At 75.1% G+C, this 14,986-nt stretch carries 13 protein-coding genes; 9 read left to right on the forward strand and 4 right to left on the reverse strand.

All coding sequences use genetic code 11. The features are described 5' to 3' along the window. The first annotated feature begins 43 nt into the window (after positions 1 to 43). Complete coding sequence (locus ACJTNH_RS07985) at positions 44 to 1,252, forward strand: zinc-dependent alcohol dehydrogenase (protein WP_458174370.1); 1,209 nt, start codon at positions 44 to 46, stop codon at positions 1,250 to 1,252. Between the two features lie 48 nt (positions 1,253 to 1,300). Here the strand turns inward: ACJTNH_RS07985 and ACJTNH_RS07990 are convergent, their stop codons facing one another. Then, on the reverse strand, positions 1,301 to 1,672 hold the full coding sequence (locus ACJTNH_RS07990) for an ArsR/SmtB family transcription factor (protein WP_458174372.1): 372 nt from the start codon (positions 1,670 to 1,672) through the stop codon (positions 1,301 to 1,303). 103 nt (positions 1,673 to 1,775) lie between these two features. Here ACJTNH_RS07990 and ACJTNH_RS07995 point away from each other — a divergent pair, with 103 nt between their 5' ends. The 8 genes from ACJTNH_RS07995 to ACJTNH_RS08030 all read left to right on the forward strand — a co-directional run bounded on the left by ACJTNH_RS07995 (position 1,776) and on the right by ACJTNH_RS08030 (position 10,122). After that, on the forward strand, positions 1,776 to 2,126 hold the full coding sequence (locus ACJTNH_RS07995; RefSeq protein WP_299951400.1) for an NADH-quinone oxidoreductase subunit A: 351 nt from the start codon (positions 1,776 to 1,778) through the stop codon (positions 2,124 to 2,126). Continuing rightward, on the forward strand, positions 2,117 to 3,325 hold the full coding sequence (locus ACJTNH_RS08000; protein WP_458174374.1) for a hypothetical protein: 1,209 nt from the start codon (positions 2,117 to 2,119) through the stop codon (positions 3,323 to 3,325). The genes ACJTNH_RS07995 and ACJTNH_RS08000 overlap by 10 nt, the downstream gene beginning before the upstream one ends. Beyond that, on the forward strand, positions 3,322 to 4,254 hold the full coding sequence (locus ACJTNH_RS08005; RefSeq protein WP_458174376.1) for an NADH-quinone oxidoreductase subunit H: 933 nt from the start codon (positions 3,322 to 3,324) through the stop codon (positions 4,252 to 4,254). Before ACJTNH_RS08000 ends, ACJTNH_RS08005 begins: the two co-directional genes overlap by 4 nt. Positions 4,255 to 4,258: 4 nt before the next feature. Continuing rightward, a complete protein-coding gene (locus ACJTNH_RS08010) occupies positions 4,259 to 4,795 on the forward strand; it encodes an NADH-quinone oxidoreductase subunit J (RefSeq protein ID WP_458174380.1) in 537 nt (178 codons plus the stop codon). Beyond that, the gene (locus ACJTNH_RS08015) at positions 4,792 to 5,094 is read left to right on the forward strand and encodes an NADH-quinone oxidoreductase subunit NuoK (protein WP_458174383.1); all 303 of its coding nucleotides are present in this window, start codon (positions 4,792 to 4,794) and stop codon (positions 5,092 to 5,094) included. The genes ACJTNH_RS08010 and ACJTNH_RS08015 overlap by 4 nt, the downstream gene beginning before the upstream one ends. A gap of 175 nt (positions 5,095 to 5,269) precedes the next feature. Continuing rightward, positions 5,270 to 7,201, forward strand: a complete 1,932-nt coding sequence (locus tag ACJTNH_RS08020; protein ID WP_458174385.1) for a proton-conducting transporter transmembrane domain-containing protein — start codon at positions 5,270 to 5,272, stop codon at positions 7,199 to 7,201. Positions 7,202 to 7,205: 4 nt separating this feature from the next. Beyond that, complete coding sequence (locus tag ACJTNH_RS08025) at positions 7,206 to 8,693, forward strand: complex I subunit 4 family protein (RefSeq protein WP_458174387.1); 1,488 nt, start codon at positions 7,206 to 7,208, stop codon at positions 8,691 to 8,693. A 16-nt stretch (positions 8,694 to 8,709) separates the two neighbouring features. Next, positions 8,710 to 10,122, forward strand: coding sequence for an NADH-quinone oxidoreductase subunit N (locus ACJTNH_RS08030; protein WP_458174389.1), 1,413 nt, complete (start codon positions 8,710 to 8,712; stop codon positions 10,120 to 10,122). Positions 10,123 to 10,262: 140 nt separating this feature from the next. Here the strand turns inward: ACJTNH_RS08030 and ACJTNH_RS08035 are convergent, their stop codons facing one another. The 3 genes from ACJTNH_RS08035 to ACJTNH_RS08045 form a co-directional block, all read right to left on the reverse strand. Then, on the reverse strand, positions 10,263 to 11,288 hold the full coding sequence (locus tag ACJTNH_RS08035) for an aldo/keto reductase (RefSeq protein ID WP_458174391.1): 1,026 nt from the start codon (positions 11,286 to 11,288) through the stop codon (positions 10,263 to 10,265). Positions 11,289 to 11,458: 170 nt separating this feature from the next. Further along, entirely contained in the window at positions 11,459 to 12,931 is a 1,473-nt protein-coding gene (locus tag ACJTNH_RS08040; protein WP_458174393.1) for an MFS transporter, read from the reverse strand. 290 nt (positions 12,932 to 13,221) lie between these two features. Further along, positions 13,222 to 14,787, reverse strand: a complete 1,566-nt coding sequence (locus ACJTNH_RS08045; RefSeq protein WP_458174396.1) for an alpha/beta hydrolase fold domain-containing protein — start codon at positions 14,785 to 14,787, stop codon at positions 13,222 to 13,224. Between the last annotated feature and the right edge of the window lie 199 nt (positions 14,788 to 14,986).

Consider the following 14,986-nt stretch of genomic DNA (forward strand, 5'->3'; position numbering starts at 1 on the left):
CCCGCAGGCCGGCCGGACGGCTCATCGACCCAGGAGGAGAGACATGAAGGCAGTGGTGTGGCACGGCGTCGGGGACATCCGGCTCGACGACGTCCCCGACCCCCAGATCCAGGACCCGACGGACGCCGTCATCGAGGTGACCGCCAGCGGCATCTGCGGCACCGACCTGCACTTCGTCCGCGGCACGATGCCCGGCATGGTCGAGGGCACGATCCTCGGCCACGAGGCCGTCGGCGTGGTGCGCGAGACCGGCCCCGGGGTGCGCAACCTGCGCCCCGGTGACCGGGTGGTCATCCCCTCGACCATCGGCTGCGGGTACTGCTCCTACTGCCGCGCCGGGTACTACGCCCAGTGCGACAACGCCAACCCCAACGGCGGCGCGGCCGGCACCTGCTTCTTCGGCGGCCCGCAGACCACCGGCCCGGTGAACGGCCTGCAGGCGCAGTACGCCCGCATCCCGTACGCCAACGTCGGCCCGGTGTGGCTGCCCGACGAGGTCAGCGACGACGCGGCGATCCTGCTGTCGGACATCTACCCGACCGCCTGGTTCGGCGCGCGACTGGCCGACGTCTCCGACGGCGACACCGTCCTGGTGCTCGGCGCCGGGCCGGTGGGCCTGTTCGCGGTGACCAGCGCCTTCCAGCAGGGCGCCGGCCGGGTGCTGGTCGTCGACGGCATCGCCAGCCGGCTGGACCAGGCCCGCGCCCGCGGTGCGGAGGCGATCGACTTCAACGCCGAGGACCCGGTCGAGGTCGTCAAGGAGCTCACCGGCGGGATCGGCGTGGACCGGGTGATCGACGCCGTCGGTGTGGACGCCCAGCGCCCGAAGTCCGGCCCGGCGGCGGAGCAGGCCGCGCAGCAGGCGGAGCAGTTCGACGCCGAGCGCTCGCAGGTGGCCCCGGAGCAGAACCCGCACGGGCAGACCTACGTCGCGGGGGACGCACCCAGCCAGTCGCTGGAGTGGGCGGTGCAGGCGGTGGCCAAGGCCGGCAGCATCGGCGTGATCGGCGTCTACCCGCCGCAGATGACCGCGTTCCCGACCGGCGCGGCGATGAACAAGAACCTGAGCATCAAGATGGGCAACTGCAACCACCGGCGGTACATCCCGCACCTGCTCGACCTGGTGCGCACCGGTGCGATCGACCCCTCGACGGTGCTCACCCAGGTCGAGGACATGCCGACGGTGCTGGCGGCCTACGAGACCTTCGACCAGCGGCAGAGCGGCTGGACCAAGGCCGTCATCGCGCCTTGACCCGCGTGGACGAGGGCCCGCCGCTCGCCCGGCGGGCCCTCGTCGCGGTCAGCCGTCGGCGGCCGGACGCCGGGTGAGCGCGACCAGGCTGCGCAGGCAGTGCTCGCGCAGCGGCTCGGGGAAGCCGTCGGCCAGCCGGTAGTAGACGACCCGGCCCTCCTTGCGGCTGACCACGAAGCCCGCGGTGCGCAGCAGCCGCAGCGCGTAACCGACGGCGTCCTCCGTGGCGTCCAGGGCCAGGGCCAGGTCGCCGACGCAGAGCTCCTCCACCAGGTCGAGGGCGTACAGCACCCGGGCCCGCGTGGGGTCGGCGAGCAGGCTGAGCGCGGCGGTGAGCTGGCCGGCGTCGTCCCGGCTGGGCACCCGGGCGCGGGCAGCGGCGACCCGGGCCGGGTCCACGGGGTGGGTGTGATCGGACACCGCCGCGGGATGCCCACCGATGGCTACGGTTACCCGCACGATCGCACGGGTATGCGGCTGCCCGGCCCAGCCACCGGCCGCACCGCCACGAGGGGAGGTCCACGTGACGGCCCACCTGAGCCTCGCGCTCATGCTCGCCGTGGCGGTGGGTGGGGTGCTCGCCGCGTACCTGGTGCACCGCCGGACTTCGGTGGCCGTGCGACCGCTCCCCACGCTGCCGTTCCTGTCCGGCTGGCGGCCCGCCGAGCACGCGCTCTCCCGGTTCGAGGCCCGGTGGTACCCGCTGACCCTGCTGTTCCTCGCCTTCGACGTGGAGATGCTCTACATGTACCCGTGGGCGACGGTGGTCGCCCAGATCGGCGTCTCCGCGGTGGTCGAGATGTTCGTCTTCCTCGGCGTCCTGATGGCCGGGGTGCTGTGGGCCTGGCGCGAGGGGGCCCTGGAATGGGTCTGATCGCACGGTTGGCCGCCCGCCGCACCGCCCTGCTGGTCGCCGAGGTGCCGGGCTGGGCGCGTGCCCGGTGCGCCGTGGAGCAGGAGGTGCGGTCGCGCGGCTGGCGCCTGGCCGACTCGCCCGCCGACGCCGACCTGCTCGTCGTCTGCGGCACCCCCGGCCCCCGGTTCGCCGTCGCCCTCGACCTCGTCTGGGCCCAGCTGCCCGGCCCGCGCGCCCGCGCGCAGGTGCTCGACCCGGCCGACGCGGCAGCGGCACTGGACGACGCCGCCACCCAGCTCGCCGACGAGGGAGCCCAGCGCCACGACGCCGGTGCCCGCCCGGACGAGCCCCCGCAAGGCGTGCCGGCCACCGACACGACGGTCGGTGCGGACGACGCAGACGCACCTGACGCCGACGCAGCCGAGGCGGCTCCTCCTGCCTGGGACGACCCGCACCCCGGCTCGGTCGACCACGACGAGACCGACCAGGACGACGGGGCGGGCCCCGGGCCTGACGAGGCCACCGGCGCCAGCGACGACGGCGACATGGGCGACGGCGACATGGACGGCATGGACATGGGCGACATGGACATGGGCGACATGGACATGCCGATGCCCGGTGGCATCCCGCTGGCGGGCAGCGCCGGGAACGAGGAGCTCCCCGACCCCGACGGCCTCGACCTGGACGTGCTGCACCTGCCGCTCGGCCCGGTGCTCCCCCACTGGCCGGCCGGCCTGCTGCTGCACACCACCGTGCAGGGTGAGCTCATCGTCGCTGCCCACGCCGAGGTGCTCGAGCCCGCCGCTGACCCGCCGGCCGGCGGGTCGCTGCACGGCAGCCCGGCCGGCCGCTGGGACGCCGTGGCCACCCTGCTCGCGCTCGCCGGCTGGGCGGACGCCGCCGCCGCGGCTGCCCGGCTCCGGGACGCCGCCCTCACCGGCGCGGTCGGAGAACGGGAGGCCGAGCGGCTGGCCCGCCGCATCCGCCGTTCGCGGCTGCTGCGCTGGTCGCTGCGAGGGGTCGGTGTGCTGCCCGAGGGCGACGCCGCCGACCGGCTGGCGCACTGGCTGTCCGGCACCGCACACGGGCAGCCGATCACCCTGCGGCAGGTCGCCGACCTGGTGACCGGCCTGGACCTGGCCACCGCCCGGCTGGTCGTGGCCAGCCTCGACCTGGACACCACCGCCCGCGAGCCGGTCCCGGCGAGTGCCTCATGACCGTCACCCAGGTGTCGGCCGGCTGGGTGCCGCTGGCCGCCGCCCTCCTGCTCACCGTCGCCACCGCCGCCGCGGCGCTGGACGGCGGGCTGGCCGCCCGGGCGGGTGGCCGCCCGCTGGCTGACGGCCTGCTCACCCCGGCCGCGGAGACCGCCCGGCTGTTCCGGCAGCGCCGGCGGACCACGGTCGCCGCCGACCTGCCGCTGCAGCGGATCGGCGGCGCCGGGCTGCTGACCGCCGCGCTGCTGATGGTCACCGTCGTCCCGTTCGGCCGGTGGACCGTCGCGGACCTGGCCGTCGGCGTCGTCTGGTTCAACGCCATGGACGTGCTGCTCTGGGCGGCGCTGTGGCTGGCCGGGTGGGGGCCGAACAGCGTACACCCGCTGGTGGGCGGGCACCGGTTCCTGGCCCAGGCGCTCTCCTACGAGCTGCCGTTGATGTTCGCCCTCACCACCCCGGCGGTGGCGGCCGGCAGCCTGCGGCTGGGCGACCTGGTGGCCGCCCAGTCCGGCCTGTGGTTCGCGGTCTGGATGCCGGTGGCCTTCGCCGTCTTCTGCGCCGGGGTGCTCGCCTTCTCCGCGTGGGGCCCGTTCGGTGCCGCGCTCGGCGGCGGGGCGGCCGGCGGGGTGCTGGCCGAGTCCGCCGGGGTCGACCGGTGGCTGGTCGCCGCCGGCCGGTACGCGCTGCTCACCGCCGGCGCCGCCTTCGGCGTGACCGCCTTCCTGGGTGGCGGGCACGGCCCGCTGCTGCCCGCCTGGCTGTGGGTGCTGGTCAAGACCGGGCTGCTGCTGGCCGTGCTGGTCGCGCTGCGCCGCCGGCTGCCGGTCGTGCGGCCCGAGCGGCTGGCGGTGCCGGCCTGGCTGGTCGTGCTGCCGCTGGTGCTGCTGCAGCTGCTGGTCGTGTCCGTCGTCGTCGTGGTGCGGGGGTGAGGCAGTGCTGAGCGGGATCGTCTTCTGGGTGCTGGCGGTGATCGCGGTCGCCGCCGGGGTCGCCGTCTTCCGGGTCGACTCGATGGCCCGGGCCACCTACGCGCTGGCCGCCTCGTTCGTCGCCGTCGGGCTGTCGCTGCTGCTGCTGGACCTGCAGTTCCTCGGCGTCATGACCGTGCTGATGATGGTGATGGAGATGGCGATCATGGCCATCTACATGATCATGTTCATGGGGATGAACCCGGCGCTCATGCCGATGAGCATGGTGCACGGCAAGCGCCCGGCACTGCTGGTCTCGATCGGCACCTTCGTCGTGCTGGCCGCCGGCGCGCTGCTGGTGCCCTGGCCCACCCGCCGCGGCGCACCGGCGGCCGACCTGGTGACGTCACTGGGCGAGGCCGTCATGGAGTCGAAGATGCTGGTGATGCTGACCGTCTCCCCGGTCCTCTTCGCCACGATCGTGGCCGCCCTGGTGCTCGCGCTGCCGCGCAGCCGCTACGACCGGCTGGGCGCCGACCTCCGCGGGCGGGCCGACCGGTGACGCTGCAGACCGTGCTGCTCGTGGCCGCCGCGCTGTTCAGCATCGGCCTCTACGGCGCCATCTCCCAGCAGGTCGTGGTGATGGTGATGATGGGCCTGGAGCTGATGCTCAACGGCGTCATCCTGGCCGCCGCCGGCTTCTGGTGGTTCCTCTCCCCCGCCCCCGACGGGCAGGTGCTGCTGCTGGTCGTCATCACCGCGATGACCGTGGAGATGGCGATGGGCTTCGCCGTCGCCACGCTGCTGCACCGGTCCAAGCAGTCCGACATGACCGACATGGCCACGGACCTGTCCCGATGACCGCTGCCACCCGCGCCCCCGCACCCCCACGCGCACTCCCGCGCCAGAGAGCACGCCAGCTCCCACGCAAGAAAGCACGCACGCTTTCGCGCGATGAAGCACGCGTGCTTTCGCGCGATGAAGCACGCGGGCTTTCGCGCGATGAAGCGCGCGGGGGCGTGCGGGGAGGGCGCGCGTGAGCGGCCTGCTCTGGACGACGGCCGGGCTGCCTGCCGTCGTCGGCGCGCTGCTGTGCGTCCTCGGCCGGCGGGCCGACCGGGTTGCGCCCGGCGTCGGCGTCGGGACGGCGGCGGTGGTGCTCGCGCTGTCGGTTGTCACGGCGCTGGACCGGCCGGCCACCACCGCACCCTTCTTGCCCGGCGCCGCGTTCGGGCTGGCCGTCGACCCGCTGGCCGCGGTGGTGCTGCCGGCGGTGGCCGCGGTGACCCTGCTGGTGCTGGTCTTCGCCGCCGGCGACGTCTCCGGCGCCCGCGCCCGGTTCACCGGGTTGATGCTGCTGTTCGCCGCGGCGGTCGTCGTGACCGTCACCGCGACCACGGTGCCTGCGCTGCTGTTCGCCTGGGAGGTGATGGGCGCGACCTCCTACGCGCTGATCGGGTTCCGGTGGCAGGAGGAGCACCGGGTCGGTGCTGGGCTGAACGCGTTCCTGACCACCCGCACCGCCGACCTCGGCCTGTACCTGGCCGCCGGCGCCGCGCTGGCCGGCGGCGCGGGGTTGGCCCTGGACGAGCTGGCGGCCGCCGAGGGTCCGTGGCTGCACGTGGCCGCCGCCGGGGTGCTCGTCGCCGCGCTCGGCAAGGCCGCGCAGCTGCCGTTCACCGCGTGGCTGTCCGCGGCGATGCAGGGTCCGAGCCCGGTCAGTGCGCTGCTGCACTCGGCGGCGATGGTGGCGATGGGCGGCTACCTGCTGCTGCGGATGGCACCGCTGCTGGCGGCCACCGGCTGGGGCGCGACGACGGCGGCCTGGGTCGGCGCGCTGACCGCGCTGCTGCTGGGTGGGGTCGCCGTCGCTCAGCGCGACCTCAAGCAGCTGCTCGCCGCCTCCACCGCCGCCCAGCTCGGCTTCGTGGTGCTCGGCGCCGGGGTCGGCTCGGTCGCCGGCGGCACCGCCCACCTCGTCGCGCACGCCGCGACCAAGGCGCTGCTGTTCCTGGTGGCCGGAGCCTGGCTGAGCGCGCTGGGCACCAAGCAGCTCGCTGCCCTGCGCGGCGCGGCCCGGCGGTGGCCCCTGGTCGGGGTCTGCGCCGCGGTCGGTGCGCTGGCGCTGGCCGGCGTCGTCCCGCTGTCGCTGTGGGCGACGAAGGACGCGGTGCTCGCCGGTGCCCGGCACGAGTCCCTGGCGCTGTACCTCGTCGGGCTGGCGGGCGCCGCGCTGTCGGCGGCCTACGCCGGGAAGGTGCTCTGGCTGGTCTGGCAGCAGCTGCCCACTGACCCCGGCTACGACACCGAGGAGCAGGGCACCCGCCGGGTCGGCGTCCTGGAGCAGGCGCCGCTGGTGGTGCTCGCCGCCGGCGCCGCGCTCCTCGGCCTGCTCGCCCTCCCCCCGGTGGGCGACGCGCTGCGCCGCTTCCTCGGCGCGGACGACGCCCCCATCCCCTCCTGGGCAGAAATGGCCATCTCTTCCCTGGTGGCGGTGGTGGGGGTGGCGGTGGCCGGGTCGGGGCGGGTGCGCGGCCTGTCCTGGGGGCCGCTGGGCGGCTGGCTGTCCGGCTGGCTCGGGCTCCCCCGGCTCACCACCGTGCTCGTCGTCCGGCCGGTGCTCGGGCTCGCCGAGGGGCTGGCCCGGTTCGACGACGCGGTGCTGGCCCGGGTCGTGCGCGGCGCCGGGCGCGGCGCACTGCGCACGGCCGGGACCGCCGCCCGGTTCGACGACTCCGTGCTCGACCGCGGGGTGCGCGGCTCGGTCGCGGCCGGGGTGCGGCTGGCCGGCGCGACCGCCCGGGCGGACGACGCCGGGCCGGACGCCGCCGTCCGGTCGCTGGCCGCGGGCACCCGCCGGCTCGGCGCGCTCGCCCGCCGCACCCAGACCGGCTGGGTGCACCAGTACTACGTCCAGGCCGCCGTGGTGCTCGCCGCCGCGCTGGCCCTCCTGCTGGCCGTGAGGTGAGCCCGTGCTCAGTCTGATCGTCTTCCTGCCGCTGGCCGCCGCGGCCGTGCTCGCCGTCGTGCCGGTGCCCGACCGGGTGGCCCGCTGGGCCTGGATCGCGGCGACCCTCGCCGACCTGGCGCTGGTCGTCTGGCTCTGCGCGGCCTACGAGTCCCCGGCCGGGAGCGGGCTGGCGTTCGAGCAGCAGGTGCGCTGGATCCCGACGGTCGACAGCAGCTACCACGTCGGCGTCGACGGGCTGTCGCTGCCGCTGCTGGCGCTGACCGCCGTCGTCTTCGCCGCCTGCGCGGTCTACGGGCTGCGCGAGCAGCACCGGCCGCGGGCGCTGGCCGCGCTGTTCCTGGCGCTGCAGACCACCTGCCTCGGGCTGTTCGCCGCGCAGGACCTCATCCTGTTCTTCGTCTTCTTCGACCTGTCGATCGTCGGGATGTACGCCGCGATCGCCGGCTGGGGCACCGGTCGCAACGCCGGCCGGTCGGCGCTGCAGTTCTTCCTGTACACGTTCCTGGGCAGCCTGGCGCTGCTGCTGGGGTTCATCGGGCTGTTCCTGGCCGCCGACCCGCACACCTTCGACATCCCCACGCTGGTCGCCGCGGCCCCGCTGGCCGACGCGCCGGTGGCCGGCGGGTTCGTGCTGGCCGCGCTGCTGGTGGGGCTGGCGATCAAGACGCCGACCGTCCCGTTCCACACCTGGTTGCCCCCGGCGCACACCGACGCCTCGGCGATCGGGTCGGCGGTGCTGGCCGCGGTGCTGCTGAAGATGGGCACCTACGGCTTCGTCCGGATCGCCATGCCGGTGCTGCCCGACGCCTGGCAGGCCGCGGCCTGGGTGGTGATCGCGGTCGGCGTGGTCTCGGCGCTCTACGGCGCGCTGGTCGCGCTGGCACAGACCGACGTCAAGCGGATGATCGCCTACACCTCGATCAACCACATGGGCTACGTCGTGCTCGCGGTGGGCGCGGCCGGGCTGGCCGGCTCCGGGACGGCGGCCCGCGAGCTGGCGGTGACCGGGGCGGTGACCCAGATGGTCAGCCACGGCCTCACCACCGGCGCGCTGTTCCTGCTGGCCGGGGTGCTGCACGACCGCACCGGCAGCTACGCGATGCGCGAGTTCGGCGGCCTGGCCCGCACCGGGCCGGTGTTCACCGGGCTGTTCGGGGTGGCCGCCTTCGCCTCGCTGGGCATCCCGGCGTTCAGCGGCTTCGTCGCCGAGTTCCAGGTGTTCGCCGGCAGCGTCGGGGCGACGGCCTGGGCGGCGGTCGCGCTGCCCGGCATCCTGATCACCGCCGCGCTGTTCCTGCGGGCGGTGCAGCTGATGCTGGCCGGTGCTCCCGGCGGGCGGTCGATCGGCTTCACCGACGTCCGGGCCGTCGAGGTGGTGCCGGTGGTGACGCTGCTGGCGCTGTCGCTGGCGATCGGCGTCGCGCCATGGCCGCTGCTGGACCTGATCGCGCCGGCCGCCGAGGCCGTCGTGGGCCTGGTGAGCCGATGAGCGGGGCGCGCCGGTGATGCGCCAGGACCCCCTGGCCCTGCTCCCCGAGCTGTTCCTGCTCGGCGGTGCGGTGGCGACCCTGCTGACCGGGTCGTTCCTCCCCCGGCACCGCCAGTGGGCAGCCCGCCTGGTCGCGGTGGCCGCACTGCTCGGTGCCGGCGTGGCCACCGCCCTGACCTTCCCGGGGGGCCGAGGTCGCGACTTCGGCCCCCCGGCGGAGACGGTGTTCGGGGCGTTCGTGCTGGACACCCCGACCTCGGCCACCCGGCTGGTGGTCGTCGCCTCGCTGCTGCTCGTGATCGGGCTGGGCGTCGAGGAGCTCGCCGGGCAGGTGCGGGAGAGCGAGACATACGCGCTGCTGCTGCTCGGCGGCCTGGGCGCGGTGGTGCTGGCGGCCACCGACGACCTGCTGGTGCTCGCCGTCGGCTTCCTGCTCTCCAGCGTCCCGCTGTACGCGCTGGTCGGGATGTCCCGGACGGCGGGGGCCGCCGAGGCCGCGCTGAAGACCTACCTGCTCGGCGCGCTGTCCGGGATCCTCCTGCTGCTGGGCGTCACCGTGCTCTACGGCATCGCCGGCAGCACCGCCCACCCCGAGCTGGGCGCCGGGCTCTCGGGTGCGCCGGTGGCGGCGGTCGCCGTCGGGGCGGTCGGGGTGCTCGCCGGGCTGCTGTTCAAGGCCGGCGGGGTGCCGCTGCACTTCTGGGTGCCCGACGCCACCCAGGGGGCGGGCACCGCGGCCGCGGCGTTCCTGACCACCGTGCCCAAGGTCGGGGCACTCGTCGCCGCCGCCCGGCTGGTCCACGTGCTGCCGGACTCCCTGCCGTGGCCGCTGCTGATGGGCGTGCTCGCCGCCGCGACGATGACGCTGGGCAACCTGGCCGCGCTGACCCAGACCGACGCCCGCCGGCTGCTGGGCTGGTCGACGGTCAGCCAGGTCGGCTACCTGCTGATGCCGGTCGCGGTGGTCGGCGCCGGGGCCGGTGCGGTGCCGGCGCTGCTGACCTACCTGGCCGGCTACGCGGTCACCAACCTGACCGCCTTCGCCGTGCTGGCCGCCCGCCCCGACGCCCGCAGCCTCGCCGACTTCCGCGGGCTCGGCCGCCGGCACCCAGCGCTGGCGACCGCGCTGGTGGTCGGCCTGCTCAGCCTGGTCGGCACCCCGCCGACGGCGGTGTTCATCGGCAAGCTGACGGTGTTCACCGCGGCCTGGGACGGCGGCCTGGCCTGGCTGGTGGTGGTCGCCGCGGTCAACACCGTGGTCAGCCTCTTCTACTACCTGCGCTGGCTGATCGAGGCCTTCCGGCCCGCGGACGGCGAGGACGGCGACCCGCCGGCGCCGTGGGCCACTGGTGCGGCCGTCGCCGGGGCGGTCGGCGTCCTGGCTGTCGGGCTGGGTGCCGGCGCGGTCACCGCCTGGGCCGGCGGCTGACCGCCTCGAGCGCGCGCACGGCCACCGGTTCCCGGACGCACCGACAGGAGCCCCGCCGGCCCCGACACCTCGTGCCGGGCTCGCCGGGGCCCCCGTCCGGTGCCGCCGCCAGGTCGACCTGCGGGCAGACCGGTGGCGGGTCAGCGGCGGCGGAGCGCCGGGTCGGTGAGCGAGGGCGGCTGGTAGCCGGCGTCGTCGGCCCGGACGTCGGTACCCGGCGGCACGATCGCGTCGATCGCGTCGAGCACCTCGTCGGACAGGACGACGTCGGCGGCGGGCAGCTGGCTGGTCAGCTGGTCCATCGTCCGCGGGCCGATGATCGCCGAGGTGACCCCGGGGTGCCGGATGGTGAAGGCGATCGCCAGCTCCACCAGGCTCAGCCCGTTGTCCTCGGCCAGCTGGGCCAGGGCGTCGGCGGCGTCCAGCTTGCGCTGGTTCACCGGGTCGGACAGGTCGTAGCGCGACCCCATCCGCCCGGCTCGGCTGCTCTCCGGCGCGTCCTGCCCCTTGCGCCACTTGCCCGACAGCCAGCCCCCGGCCAGCGGGCTCCACACCAGCGTGCCCATGCCGTACTGCTGGCAGACCGGCAGCACCTCGCGCTCGATGCCGCGCACCAGCAGCGAGTACGGCGGCTGCTCGGTGACGAACCGGCCGCTGTGCCGCTCCTTGGCGGCCCACTGCGCCTGCACGATCTCCGAGGCCGGGAACGTCGAGGAGCCGAAGTAGCGGATCTTCCCGGCCCGCTGCAGGTCGGTGAGCGCGTCGAGGGTCTCCTCGACGTCGGTGTCCGGGCTGGGCCGGTGGATCTGGTAGAGGTCGATCCAGTCGGTCTGCAGCCGCCGCAGGCTGCTCTCCACCTCCTGCACCAGCCAGCGGCGGCTGTTGCCCTGCTGGTTGGGGTCATCGCCCATGGCGCCGTGCGCCTTCGTGGCGAGGACGACGTGCTCGCGACGTCCGCCCGCGAGCGCCTTGCCGACGATCTCCTCGGACTCGCCGGCCGAGTAGACGTCCGCGGTGTCGACGAAGTTGATCCCCGCGTCCAGCGCGGCGTGCACGATCCGGACCGACTCCTCGTGGTCGGTGTTGCCCCAGGCGCCGAACATCATCGCCCCGAGGCAGAGCGGGCTGACCTGGACGCCGGTACGGCCGAGTGTGCGCATCTCCATGCGGAGGGTCTGTCCAGGGCACGCCCGGCCCAACCCTCCGCTGCGGCCCGTTCCGCGGTCGCCGTCCCGATGGCCAGCCCACCATGACGGCGACCGGTCACCCGGGCCAGGGTGATCCGGCTGGTCGCCCGCGCGCCACCCACCGGTCGCCGCCGGGGTCAGCAGCCGGGTCAGCCCGGGCGGGCCGCGTGCCCGTGGCTGTGCCGGTGGACCTCGTGGTCGGCCTCGTCCTGCTCCCGGCCCGCGCCCCGGCCGCCCTCCCGGTCCGTCGCTCTCGCCTCCCGGCGGTCGTGCCGCCAGTCGAACGCCCCGATCACCAGGGCGGCGAGCGAGGCGAGCACCGCGACGGACAGCGCTGCCGCAGCGGCCAGCGGGTACCGCTGGTCGGTGGCGCCGAGCACCAGGTAGAACAGCGCCGGCAGGGCCGCCGTCCCGATGGCGCCGCCGAAGCGCTGGAAGGTCTGCAGCGCCCCACCGGCCGAGCCGGCCATCGCCACCGGCACGTCGCGCAACGCGAGGGTGATGTTGGGCGAGATGACGAAGCCACCACCGATCCCGCCCAGCAGCAGGGTGGGTGCGATCGCCCAGCCGGTGACCTCCGGCGGCACGGTGGCGATCACGATCGCCGTCCCGGACAGCCCGAGCACCACGCCGCTCAACCCGGCGACGGTCAGCGCCCTGCCGAACCGCTCGACCAGCCGGCCGGCCACCACCGCCGCGCTCGCCGAGCCCACCGCGAACGGCGTCACGGCCAGACCGGACTGCAACGGCGACCAGCCCAGCCCGGTCTGGAAGAACAGCGCGAAGGTCAGCCAGATGCCGCTGAAGCCGAGGAAGTAGACCGTGCCCAGCGCGACGCCGGGCGCGTAGCCGCGGGTGCGGGTGACCAGCCGCGGGTCGAACACCGGCTCCCCGCCGCGCCGGACGACCCGCTGCTGCCAGCGGACGAACGCCACGAGCAGCACGATCCCGATCGGGAAGCACCACCACAGCCGCGCCAGGCCACCGGACTCCGCCTGCACCAGCGGCAGCAGCACGGCGAACGCCCCCGCAGCGAGCAGCAGCACCCCGGGGACGTCGATCCGGCCGTGCGCCTCCCCCGGGGGACGGCGCGGGATGAGCCGGACGGCGAGGACGAAGGCCAGCACCCCGATCGGCACGTTGACGTAGAAGATCCACCGCCAGCCACCCGGGCCGGAGGCGAGCGCCAGGATCAGACCGCCCAGCACCGGCCCGATCGCGGTGGAGATGCCGACGGTGGCGCCGAAGAACCCGAAGGCCCGGCCGCGTTCGGCGCCGCGGAACAGCTGCTGGATCAGCGCGGAGTTCTGCGGGGCCAGGCAGCCGGCCGCCAGGCCCTGGGCCAGCCGGGCCGCGACGAGCAGCTCCGCCGAGGGCGCGGCACCGGCAGCGGCGCTGCACAGCACGAACGCGACCAGCCCGATCAGGAACATCCGGCGGCGGCCGTAGGCGTCACCGAGCCGGCCGGCCGGCACCAGCGCCAGACCGAACGTCAGCGCGTACCCCGAGACCACCCACTGCACCGTGGCGGGCGAGGCGCCCAGGTCCGACTGCAGGGAGGGCAGCGCGACCGACACGATGCTGACGTCCAGCAGGGTCATGAACCCGACGACCAGCGTCACCCACAGCGCGTGCCAGCGCCGCGGGTCCTGCCCCTCGGGCGCCGGCGCGCTCTCGGCCTCGGGGTGCTGGGGGGGGGCTCTCGGCGGCCAGGACGTCCTCCTCGGAGGGCTCGGGGGTGCTGGGTCTGCGCGGGCACTGCCCAGACCACCCGTCGACCAACCACGGGGACGGCAGCACCGGCCGGCCCCCGACGGTGGGCCCGGGACCGGCGGCCGTGTCCGCCGACATGGCCGCCGACCGGCGGACACGGCTGCGATCGCGGCCGTGTCCGCCGGTGTGGTGCGGTGGGTCAGGCGGCTTCGCCGGCGGTGCCGAAGGCCCGCCGGAAGTGCCGTGCCGCCTCCTGCTGGGCCTGCTCCGCCTCGTCCAGCACCGCGGCGGCACCGAAGAACTCGTGCATCACGCCCGGGTAGTGGCGGTGCGTGGTGCGCACCCCGGCCGCCTCGAGCTTGCGGGCCCACTCCTCGCCCTGGCTGCGCAGCACGTCGCGCTCGTCGGTGATGACCAGCGTCGGCGGCAGCTGCGCCAGCTGCTGGTCCGACCAGCCCAGCAGGTCGATCCGCGGGTCCTGCGCCGCCTCGGGCTTGCCCTGGAAGGCGTGCATCGCCATCCAGGACAGCAGCGGCCGGTTGAGCGGGCGGGCGTCGGCGGCGTCGGTCATCGACTCACCGAACTGCTCGGCGGTGGTGAGCGGGTAGACGCTGACCACGGCATCGGGCAGCTGCTCACCGGCCTCGGCCAGCTGCCGGACGGTGGCCGGGGCCATGTTCCCGCCGACGGACTCACCGCCGATGCCGATCCGGGTGGGGTCGCCACCCAGCTGCGCGGCGTTCGCCACCACCCAGCGCCAGGCGGCCAGGACGTCGTCGTGCGCCGCCGGGAAGACCGCCTCGGGAGCCCGCCGGTAGTCGGGGCTCACCACGATGGCCTGGGTCTTGTTGCACAGCCCGCGGCAGGACGCGTCGTAGGTGTCGATGTCGAAGAGCACCCAGCCACCGCCGTGCACCCACATCACGATCGGCAGCGGGCCCACGCCCGGGTCGGCCGGGGTGTAGACGCGCAGGGTCTGCTCGCCACCGGCGCCGTCGGGCACCCTCAGGTCCTGCACCGACCCGACCGGCTCGGGCCCCTCCAGACCGCGGTCGGCCATGACCTTCTGCACCGCGGCGTCCGGGCCGGGCTGCTTGCGCGCCACGTCGGGGGTGAGGATCTCGAAGGGCAGCGGACCCAGCGAGGCGTGCGCGTCGACGATCGCCTGCGCCTGCGGGTTGAGCAGCCCGGAGGGGTCGGTGCCCATCTCCTTCTGCTTGCCCGACAGCACGTCCCGCACGTGGTCCAGCGGCTTGGCGAGCATGCCGGCGATCCGCTCGGCGACCCCTTCGTCGGGGGCGTGCGGGTGCGGCCGGGTGGGGGCCTGGCGCTTGGCGGCGAGGAACTCCCCGCCGAGCTCGGCCATCCGCTGGGCCCCGGCCTTCTGCCGGAACTCGGGCAGCTCCTCGTTCTCCTCGTCGTCCACGTGGTGCCGGGTGACGCCGATGAGCGTGCTCAGCGCCTCCTCGAACTCCGGCTGGCCGGGCTCGGTGCGGCCGAGGACGACGAGCAGCTCCTTGATCTGCTGGTGCTCCTGCTCGGCGTCGTCGTGCTCGTCGTCCATGCCGATGTCGGTCCAGATCGGGTACAGCACCGTCTCCTCGGCGAAGGCGTGCAGCGCCAGCTGGAAGGAGATCTGGTCGACCAGCACCCGCCGGTTGCCGCGGCCGGCCTCCAGGTGCTGGAACTGGCGGTCGACGGCAGCGTGGTCGTCGGCGATCAGGTGGTCGATGTCGCCGGGCTGGGTCGGGTAGCTCAGAGCCACAGGGCCTCCTCGGTCTCGGGGCGGAGCGCCGGGTCTGGGCGCCCGCTCGTCCGGTTGTGCCCTACCCGTCGACCGGGGAGGCACACCCGCCCGGCTGCCGTCCAGGCGCGGGTGCAACGGCTGCGGCGCCGGGCGCGTGGCGGTCTTGATCACGGCGACCGACCTGGAGTACGAAGACGCCATCGACCACGACACACCG

The organism is Modestobacter lacusdianchii, from assembly GCF_054177765.1.

What these genes read in the sequence shown, in the direction of transcription:
- ACJTNH_RS07985 (WP_458174370.1), top strand. Translation starts at nt 44, where the DNA reads ATGAAGGCAGTGGTGTGGCACGGCGTCGGGGACATCCGGCTCGACGAC.
- ACJTNH_RS08000 (WP_458174374.1), top strand. Translation starts at nt 2,117, where the DNA reads ATGGGTCTGATCGCACGGTTGGCCGCCCGCCGCACCGCCCTGCTGGTC.
- ACJTNH_RS08005 (WP_458174376.1), top strand. Translation starts at nt 3,322, where the DNA reads ATGACCGTCACCCAGGTGTCGGCCGGCTGGGTGCCGCTGGCCGCCGCC.
- ACJTNH_RS08030 (WP_458174389.1), top strand. Translation starts at nt 8,710, where the DNA reads ATGCGCCAGGACCCCCTGGCCCTGCTCCCCGAGCTGTTCCTGCTCGGC.
- ACJTNH_RS08035 (WP_458174391.1), bottom strand. Translation starts at nt 11,288, where the DNA reads ATGGAGATGCGCACACTCGGCCGTACCGGCGTCCAGGTCAGCCCGCTC.